We start from the raw sequence: 20,437 nt of genomic DNA, 5'->3' as shown, positions 1-20,437 counted from the left end.
CGGCGAGCGCACCGCGCCGGTGCACCCCGGAGAGCAGCCGACTCGTCAGGGCGGCGCCCGGGGCGTCGGCCGCACCCTCGGGCACGGCATCGGCCGGGCCGCCACCGGCGCAGTCCGGGTCACCGCGGCGACCGGCCGCTACGCCACCGACCGGTTCCGCACCTACACGCATTCGGGCGGGGCCGGTGAGACGGGCCTGTCCCGGCTCACCGAGCTGCACGCCACGCACACGGCCGGCGACGCAGCCATGGCGATCGCCCTCGCCGGGACGCTCTTCTTCAACCCGCAGACCGCGCAGGCGCGCAGCCAGGTCGCCTGGTTCCTCCTGCTCACGATGGTCCCGTTCGTCCTCGTCGCTCCCCTCGTCGGGCCCCTCCTCGACCGGTTCAGCCACGGCCGGCGGTGGGCCATCGGCACGACGCTCGCCCTCCGAGGGTTCCTCTGCTGGGTGCTCGCCGACCTGCTGGCGAGCGACAGCGGCTGGCTCTTCCCGACGGCGTTGCTCTTCCTCGTGGCGTCGAAGGCCTACACGATCGCCCGCGCGGCGGCCGTCCCGCGGCTCCTGCCTCAGGGCACGACGCTCGTCCGGGCCAACTCGATGATGTCGATCGCGGGCGTCGTCGGGGCGCTCCTCGGCGGAGTGGTCGGCGGGGTCGGGCTCAAGTTCGGGGCACCATGGGCGCTTCGCGGGGCGTTCGTCGTCTTCGTCATCGGCACGGTCCAGGCCATCCGGCTCGACCCCCGCGTCGACTCGACCGAGGGCGAGGCCCGCCTCGGCGACACCGCGCCGATCCCCGTCGAGCGGGCCCGGCGGCATACGTCCCACCGGCGGACGAAGGGCGTGCCCGCCGAGGGCGCCGCGCTGCAGGTCGACTCGGCCGGCTTCGTGGCGCGCTTCCGTCGGCGCAGGCAGGCCATCCCGTGGCCCGTCATGCATGCGATGTGGTCGACGGGCGGCACCCGGGTGCTGACGGGGTTCCTGCTCCTCTACCTGGCCTTCCTCGCCCGGGAGCGCCCCGTCGACGGGGTCCGCGGCGAGGTCGTCCTCGGCCTCATCGCTGTCGCGGTCGGCGTCGGCAACGTCCTCGGGAGCCTCCTCGGCAACCGCCTCAGCGACCGCGCACCCGAACGGATCGCCATGCTCTCTGTCCTCGCCTCGACGCTCGCCTGCGTGGCGACAGGTCTCTGGTACGGCATCTGGACGCTCGTCGTCCTCGGCCTCGTGCAGGGGCTCGGGGCCCAGGTGTCGAGGCTCTGCTTCGACGCGCTCGTCCAGCGCGAGGTCCCCGAGAACGTCCGTGCGTCGGTCTTCGCCTGGGCCGAGACGCTCCTGCAGGTCCTCTGGGTCGCCGGTGGCGCGCTCGGGATCATGCTCCCGCTCAACCCCCGGGTCGGGTTCCTCGTGTGCGCGGCCGCCCTCGTCCTGACGATCATCATGGCGGCGCGGCAGCGCCGGGTGTCCGGGCCGCCCCTCGGCGGATCCGGCATGCCGGGAACCGTCCGATGACGACGCCGAGAGCGGGGGCCGGACGCGCGCCGCGTCCACTCGCAGTGCCCGCCGGGCCGGACGTCCTCTCGATCCTGCCCGACCTCGAGGCGGCCCTCACCGGCCGCTCACCCGTCCTGCCGTATGCCGCCGGGTCGCCTCCCCCGGACCTGCCGCCCCACGACCCTGCCGACCTGCCCGACGGCCTCGCGCTCGCGGTCGGGACGTCGGGGTCGACCGGCCGACCGAAGCGGGCCCTGCTCACGGCCGGCTCGCTCACGGCGTCGGCGTCGGCGACGCACGAGGTCCTCGGGGGCGACGGCGCCTGGCTGCTCGCCATGCCGGCCCACCACATCGCCGGGCTGCAGGTCCTCATCCGGTCGATCGTCGCGGACACGGCGCCGGCCGTCCTCGACCTGCAGGACGGCTTCGCGGCCGCGGCCTTCGTCGAGGCGACCGCGCGCGTCGACACAGCGGGAGGTCGCGGGCGCCGCTACACCGCCCTCGTGCCCACGCAGCTCGGTCGGCTCCTCGACGACGCCGACGGGCTCGCGGCCCTCCGTGCGTTCGACGGTGTCCTCGTCGGGGGCGCGGCCACACCGGCCGTGCTCGTCGACCGGGCCCGCTCGTCCGGCGTCGCCCTGACACTCACGTACGGCATGAGCGAGACGGCCGGAGGCTGCGTCTACGACGGGTCCCCGCTGCCGGTGAGCCGCATCCACATCGACAACGACCGCCACGTCGTCCTCGGCGGCGCGACCATCGCCCACGGCTACCTCGGGGAGCCCGGCCTCAGCGCCGACGCGTTCGCGACCGACCCCGACGGGGTGCGCTGGTTCCGCACCGACGACCTCGGCCACTTCGACGACGCGGGCCTGCTCGTCATCGACGGGCGCGCCGACGACGTAATCAACACGGGCGGCCTCAAGATCACGCCCGGCGTCGTCGAGGACGCCATCGCCCGCCACGTCCCCGAGGTCCTCGACGTCGTCGTCCTCGGCGTGCCGGACCCGCAGTGGGGCGAGCGGGTCTGCGCCGCCGTGACCCTGGCGGACCCGGCCATGCGGCTGACCACCGCCGACGTCCGCAGCCGGCTCCGCGGCATACTGCCCGACTCCGCCCTCCCCCGCCAGGTGGCCGTCCTGCTGCAGATCCCCCAGCGTGGCCCCGGGAAGCCCGACCGTGCCGCGATCCGTGAGCTGCTCGGTGAGGCCCTTCGGGCCGATCCCTGACCCGAGTGGCAAGATGAGGGCAGCAGCGCACTGACGAATCGCCGAAAGGAGCCGCCGTGCCTCGCATCGTGCTCATCGGGCTCGTCGTGTTCGCCTCGATCTACGCATTCGTCGACTGCGTCCAGACCAACCGCCGGATCGTGCGCATCCTGCCGAAGCCCGTCTGGCTGCTCGTTGTCCTCGTGCCCGTCCTCGGGCCGATCGTCTGGCTCGTCGCCGGACGCACCGACGCCCGTGGCGGCCGCCCACCCCAGGCGCCGCGACGCCCACCGGGCCCCCGTGGCCCCGACGACGACCCCGAGTTCCTCCGCAGGCTCTGACCGCCTCCTCCGCGAGAGCAGCGGGCGCGCACCCCTGGAGAACTCGTCGAGCACTCCTCGAGCATCTCGAGCATCCCGAGCAGTCCGGCACCACCCACAGCACCGAAGGACCCATGGCCACTCTCTCCCAGTGGATCGAGGGCGCGCGCCCGCGAACCCTCCCCGCAGCCGTCTCCCCGATCCTCGTCGGCACCGGCGCGGCCTACCAGACCGGCCACGTGGTCTGGGGGTACGCGATCCTCGCGCTCGTCATCGCCCTCGCCCTCCAGGTCGGGGTCAACTACGCCAACGACTACTCCGACGGCGTCCGCGGCACCGACGAGGTCCGGGTCGGTCCGGTGCGGCTCGTCGGCCAGCGGCTCGCCGAGCCTCAGCTCGTCAAGGCGGCCGCCCTCACCTGCTTCTTCTTCGCGGGACTGCTCGGCCTGGCCCTCGTCGGCCTCTCGGGCGTCTGGGTCATGATCCCGATCGGCGCCGCAGCCATCGCCGCCGCCTGGTTCTACACCGGCGGCAAGCACCCCTACGGCTACTACGGCCTCGGCGAGCTCTTCGTCTTCGTCTTCTTCGGCCTCGTCGCCACGCTCGGCACGATGGCGACGATGACCCCGCTCACCGCGGCCGGCTGGTGGGGCGCCATCGGCGGCGGTGCGCTCGCGTCGGCGATCCTCGTCGCGAACAACCTCCGGGACATCCCCACCGACCGCGAACACGGCAAGCGGACCCTCGCCGTGCGGCTGGGCGACCGGGGCACCCGGATCTTCTACGTCGTCCTGGTCGGCGTCGCCTTCGTCATGGCAGGGCTCGCCTCGTTCACCTCGCCGTACGCCCTGCTCGCGGTCCTCGCCGCGCCCCTCGTCGTCCGGCCGATGCAGGCCATCGTCGGCGGCGCGACCGGCCGCGGCCTCATCCCCGTCCTCGCCGGGACGGGCCTCTTCCAGCTCGGCTGGTCGGCGCTCCTCGCACTCGGGCTGGGGCTCGGCTACCACTTCGGCTGAACCGGGGTTCGCCGTTCTCCTGACGCCTGGAACGCTCCGGTGCCACCGTGGTCGGTGAGCGACCAGGGGGCGAAGGTGGCAGAGGAGATCGACGTCGTCGTCATCGGGGCCGGCCAGGCCGGACTCGCGACGAGCCATGAGCTGACCGTGCGCGGGGTCGAGCACGTGGTCCTCGAGGAGCGAACGCCCGGGTCGTCGTGGGCGGGCCGGTGGGACAGCTTCACCCTCGTCGGCCCCAACCACCTGCTCCGCCTCCCGGGGGGCGCCTACGACGGTGACGACCCGGACGGGTTCATGGGTCGGTCCGAGATCGTCGCCCACCTCGAGCGGTATGCCGCCGGGCTGGCTGCCGAGGTCCGCAACGGCACGCCCGTGCGGGCTCTCGGGCGTGGCCCCGGTGGCGTGGGGTTCCTCCTCGACACCGACGACGGCCCGATCCGCAGCCGGGTCGTGGTCGTGGCCACCGGCGCGTACCAGCAGCCGACGAGGCCGGTCGCCCTGGCCGGACTGCCGCCGGGTACCGCGTTCGTCGACGTCGCCGGCTACCGCAACCCGGCGCAGCTGCCGGACGGCTCGGTGATCGTCGTCGGGAGCGGCCAGAGCGCGTGCCAGATCGCGGAGGAGCTCGCCCTGGCCGGACGGGACGTCGTCATGGCTTGCGGCCGGGCGCCGTGGTTCCACCGGCGCCTGGCCGGCCGCGACCTGTTCGAGTGGCTGCTCGACTCACCGTTCTTCGAGCAGCGCACCGAGGACCTGCCGAGCCCGGCGGCCAGGCACGGCGCGAACGTCCAGGCGAGCGGCCTCGACGGCGGGCACGACCTGCACTACCGGACCCTGGCCGGCCTCGGGGTCCGTCTGGGCGGCCGCGTGGCCGCGGTCGATGACGGGGCGGTGCGCCTGGCGCCGGACCTGCGCGACTCGCTCGCCTTCGGCGACGCCGGCTACCGGCGGATCCGCGACCTGCTCGTCGAGGGCTGCCACGCCACCGGTCGCGAGGTGCCCGAGGTTCCCGAACCCGCGGCGTTCGATCCCGCACCGGTCGAGCGGGTGCCCCTTCGCGGGATCGGTGCCGTCGTGGCGGCGACCGGCTTCCGGTCGCGCTACACCGAGTGGATCGACGTTCCCGGCCTCGTCGACGAGCAGGGCTTCCCGGTCCACGCCGACGGCGAGAGCGCGGTCGCGCCGGGCCTGCACTTCGTCGGCGTGCACTTCCTGCGCCGCCGCCGGTCGTCGCTGCTCTTCGGCGTCGGGGACGACGCAGCCGCGACGGCCGAGCTCATCGTCGACGGGCTGTCCACGGCCTGAGGACCGGGCGGGTCAGCGGTCCTTCTCGGCGTCGACCTCGGCGTCGACCTCGGCGTCGACCTCCGCGTCCTCGGCGAGCTCGTCCTCGGACGACGCGCGCCCCTGGGCCTTGGCCTCGAGCCTCGCCTCGTGGCGCTCGACGAGCTTGGTCGTCATCTCGTCGCGCATGCCGCGCAGCAGGACGTACGACGCGGCCGCGGAGGCGATCGCCGACGCCCCGAGGAGGAGAACGGGGTTGTCGCGCAGGCCGATGAGCCAGAAGAGGAACAGGAAGCCGAAGAAGATCAGCAGCCGCAGGAGCGTGTAGCGAACCACGTCACATCCCCGAGTAGTTGTGCATGCCGACGAAGGTCGAGACGAGGTTGACCAGCGTGAAGTTGATGATGACGGCGACGAACCCGGCCAGCGCGATGTACATCGACTTGCGGGCGTCGACGCCGGCCGTGGCCCGGCTGTGCATGTAGGCCGCGTAGACGGTCCAGATCACGAAGGTCCAGACCTCCTTGGGGTCCCACTGCCAGTAGGCGCCCCAGGCCTCCTTCGCCCAGATCGCCCCGGCGATGAGGGTGAAGGTCCACAGGATGAAGCCGACCATGTTGACCGTGTAGGAGGTGCGCTCAAGGGCTGCCGACGTCGGGAGCGACTCGATGAAGTTCGGCTTGGCCGGCGGCTTCTCCTCGCGATGGCGACGCACGAGGTAGAGCGCGCCGATCGCGAAGCCGATCGTGAACATGGCAACGGCGATGAAGGCGACCGACACGTGGATGCCGAGCCAGTACGACTTGAGAGCCGGCATGAGCTCGCCGGCCTCGGTGTAGAGCTCGGTGAGCGACAGGCCGAGGACGAGAAGGATCGGGGCGACGATGAAGACGCCGAGCCACTCCCAGTGGTTGCGCTTGGCGAGCACCGAGTAGGCCACCCCGACCGCGGCAGCCGCGGCCGTCGCGAACTCGAACATGTTGCCCCACGGCGGCCGAGAGACGGCCAGGCCACGCATGAGCACCGACGAGACGAGCAGCGCCGTCGCGAGGTACGTCAGCATGAGGGCGATGTTGCCCCGCTGGCGGCTCTTGAGCGTCTGCTCGCCGACGAGCCCGGCGGCATACGGCGTGCTCGGGGTCTCCGGCGCGGCGGGCTCGCCGTCGCGGGAGCCGGAACCGACGAGGACCGCCTCGCGGTCTTCCACCCGGACGCCCTCGATCGTCGGCACGCGTGCGGCAAGGTGCCACGTGAAGGCGAGCATGGCGAGCGTGTAGACGATCATCGACGAGTAGAGCGCGATGTTCGCGTTGGCTGCGAGGTTCACGGTCGGTCTTTCCGTTCTGCAAGGTGGTCGTGCACGGCCTGGACGATCGCGGCGAGTCCGGCGTCGGAGTCCTTCGACAGTCCGCCGATGCTCACCACGGTAACGGGTGGCCCGGCACCGGCGTCAGGGGCGGTCGGCTCACGCCTGACGCGCACGAAGACACGCCGGCGCTTGATGACGAGGCCGAGGATGAGGCCCAGCGTCGCGAGGATCGCGCTCACGAGGCTGATCGGCGCTCCGGGATCGGTGCGCACCGACAGCCCGGCGAAGCGCTTGACGCGCTCGAGGGTGATCGAGCCGCGGCCACCCGGCATCTCGTAGGTCTGGCCCGGCTTGAGCCGAACGAGCGCCGGCGAGCCGTCGGCCTTGGTGACCTGCTTCATCTCCTCGGTGTTGAGGGTGTACACCGACTGCGGCGCCCCGCCCGGGAAGAGGTTGCCCTCCCAGATCGACAGGGCGACCTCGGGGTTCTTCGCGTCGGGGAACAGCGAGACCGGGCCGTTGGCGAAGGTCGGCTCGGCCGTCGGGAGGAAGAAGCCGGTGATGCCGAGCTGCTTCGGCTGCGCCGACGGCACCTTGATGACGCCGACCGAGCGGTAGTTGCCGTCCTGGGCGAGGAAGGGCGTCGACTCGCGGTAGAGGACCGTCCCCTTCGCGTCGCGCACCGTGATGACGGGCGCGTAGCCGTTGCCGAGGAGGAAGATGTCGGCGCCGCCCACCGTGAGCGGGTGGTTGACGGACACCGCCTGCCTCGTCACCGGAGCGCCGGGCGACTCCTGGAGCGAGGTGTATGCCGTGAACTCGCGCGGCATGCCGAAGCCGCGTCCCGGGGTCTCGTTGAACTGCACGTCGAGCCGTTCGAGCCCGAGCACGAAGGGCGGCAGGCTCTCGTCGTCGACCCAGGGTCCCGGCGAGATCGTGTTGTAGGTCCCCGCCGACGAGGCGAACCGGTCGCCCTCGGCGAGGATGACGTCGCCGCGCCAGCCGAGCAGGTGACCGACCGCCATCCCGACGATGATCCCGGTCAGGGCGAGGTGGAAGACGAGGTTGCCGGTCTCACGGAGGTAGCCCGACTCGCCGCTCACGCTCGTCGCGTCGTGGGCGTGGAGGCGGAAGCGCTTGGCCTTGAGGACCGTCCGTGCCTCTGCGAGCGCCTCCTCCGGGGAGAGGGTCGTGGTCACCTCGGCGTGCTCGGGCAGGCGGTGCAGCCGGGCCGGGGCCCGGGGCGGTGTCGACCGAAGCGCGGCGACGTGGACCTTCGTCCGCGGGACGATGCAGCCGATGAGGGAGATGAACAGGAGCAGGTAGATCGCCGAGAACCACGGCGAGGAGTAGACGTCGAAGAAGCCGAAGCGGTCGAGCCATGGCGACGTCGTGGGGTTCTGGGCCATGTAGTCGGCGACCCGGCCCGCATCGATGTTGCGCTGCGGGAAGATCGAGCCCGGGACGGCGGCCACCGAGAGCAGCAGGAGCAGGAAGAGGGCCGTGCGCATGCTCGTCAGCTGGCGCCAGGCCCAGCGGAGCAGGCCGACCGGGCCGAGTCGCGGCAGGGCGGGCTCGGGCGGGGCCGTCCTCGGGGCGCGGAGATCGGTGCTCATCGGGTGCTCATCGGGCGCTCATCGGGTGCTCATCGGGTGCTCATCGGGTGCTCGTCTCGCCATCGTCGTTCACAGGGCCGTCTGGAACGTCGCGATGACGTTGGTCTGCAGCCAGAGGACCACGGTCTCCCACCATCCTGTGACGAGGAGGAGCCCGACCATGAGGAGCATGACACCCCCGGCCGTCCGGATGGCACGCCGGTGCCGCCGCAGCCACGTCGAGGCCCCGCCGGCGCGCTCCCAGACCGCCGCCATGAGGACGAACGGCAGGCCCAGGCCGACGCAGTAGAAGACGCTGAGAAGGACACCCCGCCCGACGCTCCCCGACGCCGCCGACAGCGGGGCGGACATCGCGATGATCGCGCCGAGCGTCGGACCCATGCAGGGACTCCACCCGAGGCCGAAGACGGCCCCGAGGAGCGGCGCCCCGAGCAGCCCCGCACGCGGCCGCCAGCCGATCGGGGCGGCATACTCCGTGCCGACCCCGAGGAAGAGCAGGGCGGTGACGATCACGACCACGCCGCCGAGGCGCATGAGCAGGGTGCGGTGCTCCTGGAGCGTCAGTCCGAGGGCCGAGAACGTCGCGCCCGTCGCGATGAAGACGACGGAGAAGCCGAGGACGAAGAGGAGCGCGCCGAGCACGAGGCGCCCGCGGGACCGGCGCTCGAGGGCGACGTCGGACAGGCCCGTCACGTAGCCGAGGAAGCCGGGCACGAGCGGCAGGACGCACGGCGAGGCGAACGAGACGAACCCGGCCGCGAGCGCGACGAGCGTCGCGACGACGAGCGAACCCGTCGCGAGATCGGACGTCGCCGTCCCCACCGCCGTACCCACCGCCGTCAGCACGTCGGCCTCAGGCCTTCTCGGCGAGGACGTCGTCGATGAGCCCGAGCAGCGTGCTCGTCGAGACCGGCCCCGAGACGCGCGCCGCGATCCGTCCCTGCGGGTCGAGCACGAGGGTCGTCGGGGTGGCCGCCGCCTTGCCCTGGAGGGCGAGGATCGGCACCCCACCGTCGTAGGCGAGCGACGGGTAGGTGACGCCCTTCGCCTCGAGGAACGCCCGGCCCGTCTCGGGGCTCTCGAGCTTGTCGAGGCCGAGGAACGCGACCGGCTTGCCCGAGGACTGCACGGTCTCCCACGCCTTCTGCAGGGCGGGCGTCTCCTCGATGCAGGGCGGGCACCACGAGCCCCAGACGTTGACGACGAGGACCTTGCCCGTGCGGTCCCTCATCGACCACGGCTTGCCGTCGAGGGTCGTGCCGCTCAGGTCGACGGCCCCGCCGCGCTGGTCGACGGCGAGCTGCTCGATCGAGCCGTCGCCGGCGACGTAGCCCTTGCGGTCGCCGGCCTTGGCCTGCTCGGCGACGGAGTTGGGGTCGCTGGAGCAGGCGGCGGTCGTCGCGGCGAGCACGCCGGCCAGCACGATGGAGGACCACCGCGTCGCGGTGCGTCGGTCGGTCGTCCTCATCAGGCGCCCACGCTCTTGCTCGCTCGTTCGAGCAGCTCGAAGGCCGGCTCGGAGTACGTGATCGAGGCGAGCTCGTCGTCCTCGTAGGTCAGGGACGTGAGGGAGGCGAGACTGCACTCCCGCTTGCGCGGGTCGTGCCACAGCCGGTGGCCGGAGAGGCGGTTGCGGACCGTCCAGATCGGCAGCTGGTGCGAGACGATGACCGCCTCATGGCCGTATGCCGCCCGGCGCGCGTCGTCGATCGCCGCGAGCATCCGCTCGGCGATCTGCACGTAGGGCTCGCCCCAGGAGGGCTTCGTCGGGTTGCTCAGCACGTGCCAGTGCCGCGGGTGGAGGAGGTCCTTCCGACCGACCTGCTTGCCCTCGAAGTAGTTGGCCGACTCGATGACGCGGGCGTCGGTCGTGATCGCGACACCATGGCTCGCAGCGATCGGCCGTGCCGTCTCCTGAGCCCGGTCCAGCGGAGAGGCGACGACGTGGGTGATGTCGTCGGCCATGAGGTGGCGGGCGACGGTCTCGGCCATCTCGCGGCCGAGGTCGGACAGGTGGTAGCCGTCGAGACGGCCGTAGAGCAGGCCCTCGGGGTTGTGGACCTCGCCGTGCCGCATCAGGTGCACGACGGTGAGCGTCGGCGTGTCGGAGGGCCTGCGGTCGGTCATGGGGTCCAGTGTCTCAAACCCGCAGGCCAGGGCCGAATCCGCACCCTTTCCCCGGCCTCGAGGTGGCCCGGCTCACGCCGCGCCCGGTCCGTGGACCGCAGCCCGACGGCATACGGCGGCCGACGTAGACTCCCGCACGTGTCGTGGTCGCTCTGGCTGGCTCTGGTCGCGACCGGGGCCCTCATCTCGTTCACGCCGGGTGCCGGCGCCATCAACACCATGGCCAACTCGCTGTCGTCGGGGTGGACCCGGTCGATCTGGGGCATCCTCGGGCAGCAGCTCGCCCTCCTCGTCCACATCGCCGTCGTCGCCGCGGGCGTCGGCGTCCTCGTCGCCGGATCGCCGCTGCTGTTCAACGTGATCCGCTACGCCGGCGCCGCCTACCTCGTCTACCTCGGCTACCGCCAGTTCCGGACGCGCGCGGGCGCGGCATCCGACGAGAGCACCCGCCCGCCGGAGCCGGCCTGGCCGATGTTCCGGCGGGGGGTGCTCGTCAACCTGACCAACCCGAAGGCGGTCGTCTTCTTCCTCGCCTTCACGCCGCAGTTCATCCAGCCCGACGAGCCGCTCCTGCGGCAGTACCTCGTGCTCGCGGCGACGGTCATGGCGGTCGACGTCGTGGTGATGTGGTTCTTCTTCGCCGCTGCGGCCCGCGGCCTCGGCCGGCTGACGCGGAGCGAGTCGGGGCAACGGACGATCAGCCGGGTCTTCGGCTCGATGTTCGTCGGCGTCGGCGTCCTCCTCGCCACGATCCACTGACCCGGTCGACCGGGCCGGGGCCGGTCAGTCGCGCGAGGCTGCGGCCCGGGCGGCCGCCGGCAGCGCCGCGAGGACGTGCTCGACCGCCGCGTCGTCGTGCGAGGCCGAGACGAACCACGACTCGAACGCGCTGGGCGGCAGGTGGACCCCCTGCGCGAGCATCGAGTGGAAGAACCGTCGGAACGCGTCGGTGTCCTGGTCCCTGGCCCCGTCGTAGTCGGTGACGGGCCGGTCGCGGAAGAAGACCGAGAACATCGACCCGGCCCACTGGACCGTGTGCGGCACGGAGGCGGCGGTGAGCTCGGCCGACGCGGCATCGGCGATGGTGTGCGCCACGACGTCGAGGCGGGTGTAGACCTCGTCGGTGCAGCCGCGGAGCGTCGCGAGCCCGGCGGCGGAGGCGACAGGGTTCCCCGAGAGCGTCCCCGCCTGGTAGACGGGCCCCTCGGGCGCGAGCATCGCCATGACGTCGGCACGCCCGCCGAAGGCCGCCGTCGGGAAACCCCCGCCCATGACCTTGCCGAAGGTGAAGAGATCGGGTGCCCCACCGGCATACGGCCCCTCGAGCCCGTAGAAGCCCGAGCGCGAGCAGCGGAACCCGGTCATGACCTCGTCGGAGATGAGCAGGGCGCCGTGGGCGGCCGTGACGCGGCGCAGGCCCTCCGTGAAGCCCGGTGCGGGCGGTACGACGCCCATGTTGCCCGGGGCCGCCTCGGTGATGACCGCCGCGATCTCGTGGCCGCGCTCGGCGAAGGCGGCCTCGACGGCCGCGAGGTCGTTGTAGGGCAGCACGATCGTCTCGCCGGCACTCGACCGGGGGACGCCGGCGGAGTCGGGCAGGGCGAAGGTCGCGACGCCCGACCCGGCCGAGGCGAGGAGCGCGTCGACGTGACCGTGGTAGCAGCCCGCGAACTTGACGATGACGTCGCGACCGGTGAAGCCGCGGGCCAGCCTGATCGCCGACATCGTCGCCTCGGTCCCCGAGTTGACGAGGCGGACCTGGTCGACGGGCTCGACGCGGGCGACGATCTCCTCGGCGAGCGCGACCTCGTTCTCGGAGGGAGTGCCGAACGAGAACCCGCGAGCCGCAGCCTCGTTCACGGCCGCGAGGACGTCGGGGTGGGCGTGGCCGAGGATCATCGGGCCCCACGAGCAGATGAGGTCGACGTAGCGGTTGCCGTCGGCGTCGGTGAGCCACGGCCCCGAGCCGGCGGCCATGAACCGCGGAGTCCCGCCCACCGCGCGGAAGGCCCGCACGGGCGAGTTCACCCCGCCGGGGATCACCGCGCTCGCGCGCGCGAGCAGCGCGGCGGAGGCCGGCACGTCGGTGATGGGCTGGTCGGTCAGTGGCTGGGAGCTCATGACCCCATTGTCCCAAGGGACGAGGCGCCCGTATGCCGCCGGGTCAGCGCCCGCTCAGCCCCTCGGGGTCGAGGTGGTCGCGGACGATCGCCATGGCCTCGCCGATCGCCGCGAACTGCCCCGGCGTCATGATGTCGACGAGGTTGTCGCGGACGCTCTGGACATGGACGCGGGCCATCTTCTCGACGGCCGCCCGGCCACCGTCGGTGAGGACGAGCTCGACGCCGCGCTTGTCGTCGGCGCACTGCTCGCGGGTGACCCAGCCCCGGTCCTCGAGGCGCTTGGCCGTGTGCGTGAGCCGGCTGCGCGACTGGACGACCATGGCCGCGAGCTCGGACATGCGCAGCCGGTGGGCCTCGGACTCCGACAGCATCGAGATGATCTCGTACTCGCTCAGCTGGATGCCGACGTCGTCCAGCGCCCGGTCGAGGGCCTCCTCGAGCAGGCGCGTGCCCCTGAGGATCGCGCGCCACGACGTCTGCTCGGAGTCGCTGAGCCAGCGGAACCCGTCCCCCGGCACGTGTGCCGCCATGTCTCCACCTTCCCCTGGACTGGGACAGATCCTAGTGCGCCAGAGGGGCGCCCGGTCGGGTCAACCGAGCCAGTCCGAGACCTCGAGCGCAAAGTAGGTCAGCACCACCTGGGCGCCCGCGCGGCGGATGGACACGAGCGACTCGAGCGCGGCGGCCTTCCGGTCGATCCATCCGTTGGCTGCGGCGGCCGTGATCATGGAGTACTCCCCCGAGACCTGGTAGGCCGCCACGGGCACCGTCGAGCGGTCGGCCGCAGCCGCGACGACGTCGAGGTAGGACATGGCCGGCTTGACCATGACGAGGTCGGCGCCCTGAGCGATGTCGAGGTCGATCTCGCGGAGCGACTCGACGATGTTGGCCGAGTCCTGCTGGTAGGTCCGGCGGTCGCCCTGGAGGCTCGACTGGACCGCCTCGCGGAAGGGCCCGAAGAACGCGGAGGCGTACTTCGCGGCATACGCGAGGATGACGGTGTCCTCGAGACCGGCGGCGTCGAGACCCTCGCGGATGACGCCGACCTGGCCGTCCATCATCCCCGAAGGGCCGACGACGTGGGCGCCGGCGCGGGCCTGGGCCACGGCCATCGCCGCGTAGATCTCGTTGGTCGCGTCGTTGTCGACCCGGCCGCGGGCGTCGAGCACCCCGCAGTGGCCGTGGTCGGTGAACTCGTCGAGGCACGTGTCGGCCATGACGACGAGGTCGTCGCCGACCACGTCGCGCACGGTGCCGAGCGCGACGTTGAGGATGCCGTCGGGGTCGACCGCACCCGACCCGGTCGCGTCCTTGTGCTCGGGCACCCCGAAGAGCATGAGGCCACCGATCCCGGCGCCGACGGCACGCCGGGAGAGCTCCTGGAGCGAGCCGATGGAGTGCTGCACGACGCCAGGCATGCTCGCGATCGGCCGGGGCTCGTTCGCCCCCTCCGCCACGAAGACCGGCAGCACGAGCTCACGCGGGTGCAGTCGGGTCTCCGCGACGAGGGACCGCAGGGCGGGCGTCTGACGCAGGCGGCGGGGGCGATCGATCATCGCCGGTTCACCGGGCCCGTCGGCGCGAGGCCGGCCGCTTGTCGCTCGGCCGCTGGACCGGCTGGCCGGCCTCGGCCGCGGCGACGGCGAGACCGACGCCGTGGCCCGCGAGGGCGTCGACGACGCTGATCGCGGACGCCTCGGGGGCGAGCACGTCGACGCGCAGGCCATGCTCCTCGGCCGTCTTGGCCGTCGCAGGGCCGATGCACGCGACGACCGTCGCCGGGTGGGGCTTGCCGGCGATGCCGACGAGGTTGCGCACGGTCGAGCTCGACGTGAAGACGACCGCGTCGTAGTCGCCGCCCTTGATCGCGTCACGGATCGGCGCTGCCGGCGGGGCCGCACGGACGGTGCGGTAGGCGGTCACGTCGTCGACCTCCCAGCCCATGTCGCGCAGGCCGGCGACGAGCGTCTCGGTGGCGATGTCCGCCCGCGGGAGCAGGACGCGGTTGATCGGGTCGAGGACCTCGTCGAACTCCGGCCACACCTCGAGCAGCCCGGCGGCGGACTGCTCGCCCGTGGGGACGAGATCCGCGTTGATCCCCCACTCGCGCAAGGCTGCCGCCGTCGTGCCGCCGACGGCCGCGACCTTGAGGCCGGCGAAAGCGCGGGCGTCGAGCCCGAGCTCCTCGAAGCGCTCACGGACGGCCCGGACGGCGTTAACCGACGTGAAGCCGATCCACTCGTAGCGGCCGGTGACGAGGCCCTTGATCGCCTTCTCCATCTGCTGCGGCGTCCGCGGCGGCTCGACCGAGATCGTCGGGACGACGTCGGCCGTCGCGCCGTAGGCGGCGAGGCGCTCGACCATCGGGCCGGCCTGGGCCTGCGTCCGCGGGACGAGGACCTTCCAGCCGAAGAGCGGCTTCGTCTCGAACCACGCGAACTCCTCGCGCAGGGCGACGTTCGCGGAGACGACGGCGAAGGCGAACGGGTCGGCATCGGAGGCGGCGGCGAAGAACCGCTCGACCTCGCCGAGCGTCGTCGCGACCGACGCCTGGCCGACCGTCGTCGCGCGGCGGCTGAGCGCGACGCCGGCACCGGCCGGACGACCCGCGGCCCGGAGCGCGGCGAGGGCGTGCCGGATGCCCTCCTGGCTGCCGAGCAGCACGACGGTGTCGTCGTCCGCGGCGTAACGGCTGAGGTCGAGCCCGGGCCGGTCGGCGCTGAGGACATGGACGGCGGTCGTCGACCTCGTCGTGAGGGGCACACCGGCATACGTCGGGCCGGCGGAGACGGTGGACACGCCCGGGACGACCTCGAAGCTGATGCCCGCCTTGCGACAGGCCTTGGCCTCCTCGACGAGCCCGTTGAACGTCGCCGGGTCGCCGTCCATGAGGCGCACGACGAGGCCGCCCGGCGGGACCGACTTGGCGGCCTTGACGACGAGCTTGGCCCGGACGGCGTGCGTCAGCTCCTGCCCCTGCTCGCCGTGCGCGGCGTCGACGATCTCGACGCCGGGACGGGCATGCTGGAGGACGACGTCGTCGCGCGTGATCCGGTCGAGGATGACGACGTCGGCTGCGGCGAGCAGGTCACGGCCACGGAGGGTCAGGAGCCCGGGGTCACCCGGGCCTGACCCGACGAACGCGACGCGCGCCGGGGTGGTCGGGACCGTGGGGGTCGACACCGTCTGCTCTGACGGCTGGCGAGGACGAGTCACGAGACATGCTCCGGGTGGTCTGAGGCGGGCGTGGGTGCGGCCTCGAGGTCGGCTGCGCCGTCCTCGAGGAGGATCTCGGCGAGCCGGGCGCCCAGCGCCTCGGGCTCGGAGTAGGGGCCGACGAGGGATCGGCGCAGCTCGACGCGGCCGTCCTCGCTCCCGGCGAAAGCGCGCAGCGAGAGCTCGAGGGCCTCGTCGCCCTCGACGACCTCGGCGAGCGCGCCCACGGGGGCGGTGCAGCCCGCCTCGAGGCGGGCGAGGAGCGAGCGCTCGGCGACGACGCAGGCACGGCTGTCGGCGTCGTCGAGCGCGGTCACCGCGGCGATGACGTCGGCGCGGTCGGCGCGGCACTCGATGGCGAGGGCGCCCTGCCCCGGGGCGGGCAGGACCTGGATGGGGTCGAGGACCTCGGTGACGTCGTCGAGGCGCCCCAGCCTGGTGAGCCCGGCCCGGGCGAGGACGACGGCGTCGAGCGCTCCGGAGGTGACCAACCCGATGCGCGTGTCGACGTTGCCGCGGATCGGCCGGATCTCGATGCCGAGGCCGAGCGCGGCGAGCTGTGCGGTCCGACGCGGAGAGCCGGTGCCGACGACGGACCCGCTGGGGAGCTCGCCGAGCGTCAGGCCGTCGCGGGCCACGAGGACGTCGCGGCTGTCCTCGCGCACCGGCACGGCCGCCACGACGAGGTCGGGCTCGGGTGCGGTCGGCAGGTCCTTGAGCGAGTGGACGGCGAGGTCGATGCGGCCCTCGCGGAGCGCGTGGCGGATCGCCGAGGCGAAGACCCCCGTGCCGCCGATCGCGGTGAGCAGCTCGCCGGAGACGTCGCCGTCCGTCGTGATCTCGACGAGCTCGACGGTGTGGCCGAGCTCCGTCAGCCGGTCGGCGACCCAGCGCGACTGGGTGGTCGCAAGGCCGGAGCGGCGGGTTCCGAGGCGCAGAGTCGTCATGGGGCGCTCCGCTTCGGCGGCGTGGACACGATGGCGACGTCCTTCGGGTCGAGGTCGAACAGCTCGCGCAGGGCCGCGGCGTAGTCAGGGCCGGCGCCCTCGACGGCGAACTCCTTGACGCGCTTCGTCGGGGTGTGGAGGAGCTTCTCGACGATGCGGTGGACCGCGAGGGCCACCTCCGCGCGAGTCGTCTCGTCGAGGTCCGGCAGCCGCTGGTCGAGACGGTCCATCTCGGCGGCCACGACGTCCGCGGCCCGGGCTCGCAGCGCGGCCACGGTGGGCGCGACGGCCTTCTCCATGCGGCGGGTCAGGTAGGCGGCCACTTCTCCGGCGACGAGCGCGCCGACCTCGGAGACCTGGCGCGCATCGGCCCGGCCGGACAGGAGCGCGCCGAGGTGCTGGAGGTCGATGAGCGTCGCCGACGGAACCGGGCGGGGCCACGTGGTCACGGGCTCGACGTCGCGGGGCAGCGCGAGGTCGACGAGGACCTGCTCGCGTCCACCCCGGGCCTCGGCGGTGAGGGCGAGGTCGTCACCGGTGATGACGTGGCCCACCGCGCCGGTGCAGGTGATGACAAGGTCGCTGTCGGCGAGGACGTCGGCGAGGTCGGACCAGGGGCGCGCGGTCGCGGACGTCGCGGCGGCGAGGCGCTCGGCACGCTCCTGCGTTCGGTTGACGATGGTCAGCGAGCCGATCCCGGCCCGGCTCGTCGTGGCCGCGGCGAGCCCGCTCATGCCCCCCGCGCCGATGACCGCCGCCTTGAGCCCGGCGAGCGGGCCGAGGACCGCCGCGGCGCGCTCGAGGCCCATCTGGACGAGCGACACGCTGTGCTGGTCGATGTCGGTCTCGGAGTGGGCCCGCTTGCCGACGCGCAGCGCCTGCTGGAAGAGCGTGTTGAGCGACTCCCCTGCCTGGCCGGCCTCCTGGGCCACGGCCAGCGCGTCGCGCATCTGCCCGAGGATCTGGGCCTCGCCGACGGCCATCGAGTCGAGCCCGCAGGCGACGGTGAAGGCGTGGGCGACGGCGCTGTCGTCGAAGCGGACGTAGAGGTGGTCGGCGAGGGCCTCTGCGCGCACGGCGAGCTCGTCGACCGGGTCGGAGGGCGTCGCGATGCCCGGGGCCCGGAGCGAGGCCGCGGGCGTCTCGGCGCCCGCGGCGACGGCGAGCGCCTCACCGATCGCGGCGACGGCGGGGTGGAACGCCGGGGCGTCGGCGTAGACCTCGAGCCGGTTGCACGTCGAGAGGACGACGACCTCGGAGACGGTGGCCGACGAGATGACCGCGGTCGCGATCTCGGAGGCGCGGTCGTCGCGGTCGGCGAGGCCCTCGAGGACGGAGAGCGGCGCCGTGTGGTGCGACAGGCCGATGACGAGCAGGCTCACTGGGACACCACCGATCGGAGGTCGCCGTCGCCGGCCGCGAGCGACTTGCGCTGGGCGTGGAAGGCGAGGATCTGCAGCTCGGTCGACAGGTCGACCCGGCGGACGTCGACGCCCTCGGGGACCGTGAGGACGGCCGGAGCGAAGTTGAGGATGGAGGTGACGCCCACGGCGACGAGCGAGTCACAGACGGCCTGGGCGGCCCGGGCCGGCGTCGCGATGACGCCGATGGAGACGGGGTCGGCCACCTGGCAGGCGGGAAGGTCCGCGAGGGGGCGGATGGGCACGCCGACGACGTGCTGTCCGGCGAGGGCGGGATCGTCGTCGAAGAGCCCGACGATGCGGAAGCCCTTCGTCACGAAGCCAGAGTAGGAGGCGAGTGCGTGTCCGAGGTTGCCCATCCCGACGATGGCCACGGGCCAGTCCTCGGTCAGGCCGAGGGCGCGGGAGATCTCGAGCGCGAGCGTCTCGACCTCGTAGCCGACGCCCCGCACGCCGTAGGAGCCGAGGTGGCTGAGGTCCTTGCGCAGCTGCGCCGAGCGGACGCCGACCGCGGCCGCGAGCTCTTCGGACGAGACCGACAGGACGCCGTCCTCGGCCAGCCTGGACAGCGTCCGGAGGTACTCAGGAAGCCGCGCGACGGTCGCGTCGGGGATCTCTCGACGCAGGTTCGGGTCGGCGGACACGCTTGTTCACCGGCTCCTCTCGATGGTGCGTTCTCGCGAACGCGGAGCACGTGGGGACCCGATCAGGCTAGACGTTTGTGAACCCATGCACAAAGTGAGCACGGGACGCCTAGCACGTCGGGCTCACCGGGGCGCAGGCACCCGCGTCGCCGAGGCCTCGGACGGAGGCGGACGTCAGCCCAGGGCGCGCCGCAGCCGCGTCTCGTCGACCCTCCAGAAGTCGTGCTGGCGGCCGTCGACGAAGGTCACCGGCACCTGGTCGCCATAGCGCCGGCGCAACTCGGGGTCGTCGTCGACGGACCGCTCCTCCCAGCCGACGCCGAGGTCGGCCGCGACCCGCTCGACGACGCTGCGGGCCTCGTCGCAGAGATGGCAGCCCGGACGTCCGAGAAGGAGCACACGTGGTTCTGTCGTGGCCATGAGGTCACTCTAGGCCTCTCCCCACGCGGCCCCGGAAGCGCACAGCGGTGCCGGATCTCGGCGCGGTCAGAGCATGCCGGCAGGGCATGCCGGCCGGGCCGGACGGTCAGAAGAAGACGGACTTTCGCTGCATGAGGAGGCTGTAGAGCGTCTGCTGGATCGTCTCGCGGACCTGGTCGGTGAGGTCGAAGACGAGCATCGGGTCGTCCGCGGCCTCCCGCCCGAAGGTCGAGGTCTCGATCGGTGGCCCGAACTCGATGAGCCACTTGCTCGGCAGCGGGATCATCCCGAGCGGCCCGAGCCACGGGAAGGTCGGGGTGATCGGCGCGTAGGGCATGCCGAGGAGCCGGGCGACGGCCGGCATGTTGCCGATGATCGGGTAGATCTCCTCAGCGCCGACGATCGAGCACGGGACGATCGGCACGCCGGCGCGCATCGCCGCCGAGACGAACCCGCCGCGGCCGAAGCGCTGGAGCTTGTAGCGCTCGGTGAACGGCTTCCCGACTCCCTTGAACCCCTCCGGCCAGACCCCGACGAGGTGGCCGCTCGTGAGCAGCCGCTCGGCGTCGGTGTTGGCGGCGAGCGTCGAGCCGGAGCGCCGCGCCATCGTCCCGATGAACGGCAGCTGGAACACGAGGTCGGCACCGAGCATCCGCAGGTGGCGGTGCGCAGGGTGCTCGTCGTAGACCGCGACCTGCGTCATGAGCGAGTCCAAGGCGATCGTGCCCGAGTGGTTCGCGACGAGGAGGGCTCCCCCGGAGGACGGGATGTTCTCGATCCCGCGGACCTCGACCCGGAACCAGGAGCGGTAGAGCGGGCGCAGGAGCGGCAGGTGGACGTTGAGGGTGTAGTCCTCGTCGAAGCCGAACTCGTCGACAACATAGTCGCCGGACAGCCGCCGTCGGAGGTACGCGAGCGTGTCGGCGACCTGGCGCTCGACGTCCTCGGCGGGCACGCCCGCGGACACCGCGGCGGCCCGCAGGACGTTGATGACGAGCTCGACCAGCTCGGCGGGGCTCGGCCGCGTCTCGGACGAGAACTCCGCGGCCTCGAGAACCGCCCCGACGAGCCGCTCGGCGCGCGTCTGGAGACCGGAGGTCAGCGCCGTCGCAGCGTCGCGCGACGACTCGGCGGTATGCCGCTGGGCGGGCTCGGTGTCCGCCGCGCGGTCCGCGACCGGCTCGGTCTCGAGCGGCACGTCGACCGCGCCCTCGTCGTTGAGGGTGGGCACGGACCTGAGTCGGGCCGGGCCGGGGGCGGCGCCGCGGCTCGCCCGGATGGCGGCGCGCGTCGGCCG

21 protein-coding genes are annotated in these 20,437 nt (G+C 72.8%); 6 read left to right on the top strand and 15 right to left on the bottom strand.

Annotation, left to right across the window (positions count from 1 at the left end; all coding sequences use genetic code 11):
* The 5 genes from N865_RS19465 to N865_RS19445 form a co-directional block, all read left to right on the top strand.
* On the top strand, nucleotides 1–1,507 hold a 1,507-nt coding region (locus N865_RS19465), incomplete at its 5' end, for an MFS transporter (protein WP_322786073.1).
* On the top strand, nucleotides 1,504–2,718 hold the full coding sequence (gene menE, locus N865_RS19460; protein WP_034809691.1) for an o-succinylbenzoate--CoA ligase: 1,215 nt from the start codon (nucleotides 1,504–1,506) through the stop codon (nucleotides 2,716–2,718). The genes N865_RS19465 and menE, both read left to right, overlap by 4 nt.
* 56 nt (nucleotides 2,719–2,774) lie before the next feature.
* Nucleotides 2,775–3,038 carry a PLDc N-terminal domain-containing protein gene (locus tag N865_RS19455; protein ID WP_034809690.1) on the top strand — a complete coding sequence of 88 codons (264 nt, stop codon included), beginning with the start codon at nucleotides 2,775–2,777 and terminating at the stop codon, nucleotides 3,036–3,038.
* Nucleotides 3,039–3,151: 113 nt separating this feature from the next.
* Nucleotides 3,152–4,033 carry a 1,4-dihydroxy-2-naphthoate polyprenyltransferase gene (locus tag N865_RS19450; protein WP_034809687.1) on the top strand — a complete coding sequence of 294 codons (882 nt, stop codon included), beginning with the start codon at nucleotides 3,152–3,154 and terminating at the stop codon, nucleotides 4,031–4,033.
* A 75-nt stretch (nucleotides 4,034–4,108) separates the two neighbouring features.
* Nucleotides 4,109–5,338, top strand: a complete 1,230-nt coding sequence (locus N865_RS19445; protein ID WP_034809701.1) for a flavin-containing monooxygenase — start codon at nucleotides 4,109–4,111, stop codon at nucleotides 5,336–5,338.
* 12 nt (nucleotides 5,339–5,350) lie between these two features.
* On the opposite strand, the gene N865_RS19440 is transcribed toward N865_RS19445, so the two are convergent.
* The 6 genes from N865_RS19440 to N865_RS19415 all read right to left on the bottom strand — a co-directional run bounded on the left by N865_RS19440 (nucleotide 5,351) and on the right by N865_RS19415 (nucleotide 10,369).
* Nucleotides 5,351–5,653, bottom strand: coding sequence for a DUF4229 domain-containing protein (locus N865_RS19440; protein ID WP_034809684.1), 303 nt, complete (start codon nucleotides 5,651–5,653; stop codon nucleotides 5,351–5,353).
* A 1-nt stretch (nucleotide 5,654) separates the two neighbouring features.
* Complete coding sequence (gene ccsB, locus N865_RS19435) at nucleotides 5,655–6,644, bottom strand: c-type cytochrome biogenesis protein CcsB (protein WP_034809682.1); 990 nt, start codon at nucleotides 6,642–6,644, stop codon at nucleotides 5,655–5,657.
* Nucleotides 6,641–8,242, bottom strand: a complete 1,602-nt coding sequence (resB, locus tag N865_RS19430; RefSeq protein ID WP_051511103.1) for a cytochrome c biogenesis protein ResB — start codon at nucleotides 8,240–8,242, stop codon at nucleotides 6,641–6,643. The genes ccsB and resB overlap by 4 nt, the downstream gene beginning before the upstream one ends.
* A 69-nt stretch (nucleotides 8,243–8,311) precedes the next feature.
* Nucleotides 8,312–9,064 (bottom strand): cytochrome c biogenesis CcdA family protein, encoded by a 753-nt coding sequence (locus tag N865_RS19425; RefSeq protein ID WP_034809696.1) that lies wholly within the window; start codon nucleotides 9,062–9,064, stop codon nucleotides 8,312–8,314.
* Nucleotides 9,065–9,095: 31 nt separating this feature from the next.
* The gene (locus tag N865_RS19420) at nucleotides 9,096–9,710 is read right to left on the bottom strand and encodes a TlpA family protein disulfide reductase (protein ID WP_034809680.1); all 615 of its coding nucleotides are present in this window, start codon (nucleotides 9,708–9,710) and stop codon (nucleotides 9,096–9,098) included.
* Nucleotides 9,710–10,369, bottom strand: a complete 660-nt coding sequence (locus N865_RS19415; protein ID WP_034809678.1) for a histidine phosphatase family protein — start codon at nucleotides 10,367–10,369, stop codon at nucleotides 9,710–9,712. Before N865_RS19415 ends, N865_RS19420 begins: the two co-directional genes overlap by 1 nt.
* Before the next feature lie 138 nt (nucleotides 10,370–10,507).
* Here N865_RS19415 and N865_RS19410 point away from each other — a divergent pair, with 138 nt between their 5' ends.
* Nucleotides 10,508–11,128 carry a LysE family transporter gene (locus N865_RS19410; protein WP_034809676.1) on the top strand — a complete coding sequence of 207 codons (621 nt, stop codon included), beginning with the start codon at nucleotides 10,508–10,510 and terminating at the stop codon, nucleotides 11,126–11,128.
* A gap of 24 nt (nucleotides 11,129–11,152) precedes the next feature.
* On the opposite strand, the gene hemL is transcribed toward N865_RS19410, so the two are convergent.
* From hemL to N865_RS19365, 9 genes are all read right to left on the bottom strand, one after another.
* Nucleotides 11,153–12,490: a glutamate-1-semialdehyde 2,1-aminomutase gene (gene hemL / locus N865_RS19405; RefSeq protein WP_034809675.1), complete on the bottom strand. Its 1,338-nt coding sequence runs from the start codon at nucleotides 12,488–12,490 to the stop codon at nucleotides 11,153–11,155.
* Nucleotides 12,491–12,533: 43 nt separating this feature from the next.
* The gene (locus tag N865_RS19400; RefSeq protein WP_034809673.1) at nucleotides 12,534–13,022 is read right to left on the bottom strand and encodes a MarR family winged helix-turn-helix transcriptional regulator; all 489 of its coding nucleotides are present in this window, start codon (nucleotides 13,020–13,022) and stop codon (nucleotides 12,534–12,536) included.
* 60 nt (nucleotides 13,023–13,082) lie between these two features.
* Entirely contained in the window at nucleotides 13,083–14,048 is a 966-nt protein-coding gene (gene hemB, locus N865_RS19395; protein WP_034809671.1) for a porphobilinogen synthase, read from the bottom strand.
* Between the two features lie 7 nt (nucleotides 14,049–14,055).
* Entirely contained in the window at nucleotides 14,056–15,708 is a 1,653-nt protein-coding gene (locus tag N865_RS19390) for a bifunctional uroporphyrinogen-III C-methyltransferase/uroporphyrinogen-III synthase (RefSeq protein WP_034809668.1), read from the bottom strand.
* Complete coding sequence (gene hemC, locus N865_RS19385; RefSeq protein ID WP_034809666.1) at nucleotides 15,705–16,655, bottom strand: hydroxymethylbilane synthase; 951 nt, start codon at nucleotides 16,653–16,655, stop codon at nucleotides 15,705–15,707. Before hemC ends, N865_RS19390 begins: the two co-directional genes overlap by 4 nt.
* The gene (gene hemA / locus N865_RS19380; RefSeq protein WP_034809665.1) at nucleotides 16,652–18,037 is read right to left on the bottom strand and encodes a glutamyl-tRNA reductase; all 1,386 of its coding nucleotides are present in this window, start codon (nucleotides 18,035–18,037) and stop codon (nucleotides 16,652–16,654) included. Before hemA ends, hemC begins: the two co-directional genes overlap by 4 nt.
* Nucleotides 18,034–18,720: a redox-sensing transcriptional repressor Rex gene (locus N865_RS19375; RefSeq protein WP_034809663.1), complete on the bottom strand. Its 687-nt coding sequence runs from the start codon at nucleotides 18,718–18,720 to the stop codon at nucleotides 18,034–18,036. Before N865_RS19375 ends, hemA begins: the two co-directional genes overlap by 4 nt.
* A 174-nt stretch (nucleotides 18,721–18,894) precedes the next feature.
* Nucleotides 18,895–19,140: a glutaredoxin family protein gene (locus N865_RS19370; RefSeq protein ID WP_034809661.1), complete on the bottom strand. Its 246-nt coding sequence runs from the start codon at nucleotides 19,138–19,140 to the stop codon at nucleotides 18,895–18,897.
* 106 nt (nucleotides 19,141–19,246) lie between these two features.
* Nucleotides 19,247–20,437: lysophospholipid acyltransferase family protein (locus N865_RS19365; protein ID WP_407636800.1), on the bottom strand; the 1,191-nt coding region annotated here is incomplete at its 5' end.

Source organism: Intrasporangium oryzae NRRL B-24470 (assembly GCF_000576595.1).
GTDB lineage: Bacteria > Actinomycetota > Actinomycetes > Actinomycetales > Dermatophilaceae > Intrasporangium_C > Intrasporangium_C oryzae.
The sequence above is the reverse complement of the archived record's forward strand: the minus strand, read 5'-3'. Positions and strand labels throughout refer to the sequence as shown.

Coding starts and splice junctions, on each gene's coding strand:
- menE (WP_034809691.1), top strand. CDS start 1,504: ATGACGACGCCGAGAGCGGGGGCCGGACGCGCGCCGCGTCCACTCGCA.
- N865_RS19450 (WP_034809687.1), top strand. CDS start 3,152: ATGGCCACTCTCTCCCAGTGGATCGAGGGCGCGCGCCCGCGAACCCTC.
- resB (WP_051511103.1), bottom strand. CDS start 8,242: ATGAGCACCGATCTCCGCGCCCCGAGGACGGCCCCGCCCGAGCCCGCC.
- N865_RS19420 (WP_034809680.1), bottom strand. CDS start 9,710: ATGAGGACGACCGACCGACGCACCGCGACGCGGTGGTCCTCCATCGTG.
- N865_RS19415 (WP_034809678.1), bottom strand. CDS start 10,369: ATGACCGACCGCAGGCCCTCCGACACGCCGACGCTCACCGTCGTGCAC.
- hemL (WP_034809675.1), bottom strand. CDS start 12,490: ATGAGCTCCCAGCCACTGACCGACCAGCCCATCACCGACGTGCCGGCC.
- N865_RS19400 (WP_034809673.1), bottom strand. CDS start 13,022: ATGGCGGCACACGTGCCGGGGGACGGGTTCCGCTGGCTCAGCGACTCC.
- hemB (WP_034809671.1), bottom strand. CDS start 14,048: ATGATCGATCGCCCCCGCCGCCTGCGTCAGACGCCCGCCCTGCGGTCC.
- hemC (WP_034809666.1), bottom strand. CDS start 16,655: ATGACGACTCTGCGCCTCGGAACCCGCCGCTCCGGCCTTGCGACCACC.
- N865_RS19370 (WP_034809661.1), bottom strand. CDS start 19,140: ATGGCCACGACAGAACCACGTGTGCTCCTTCTCGGACGTCCGGGCTGC.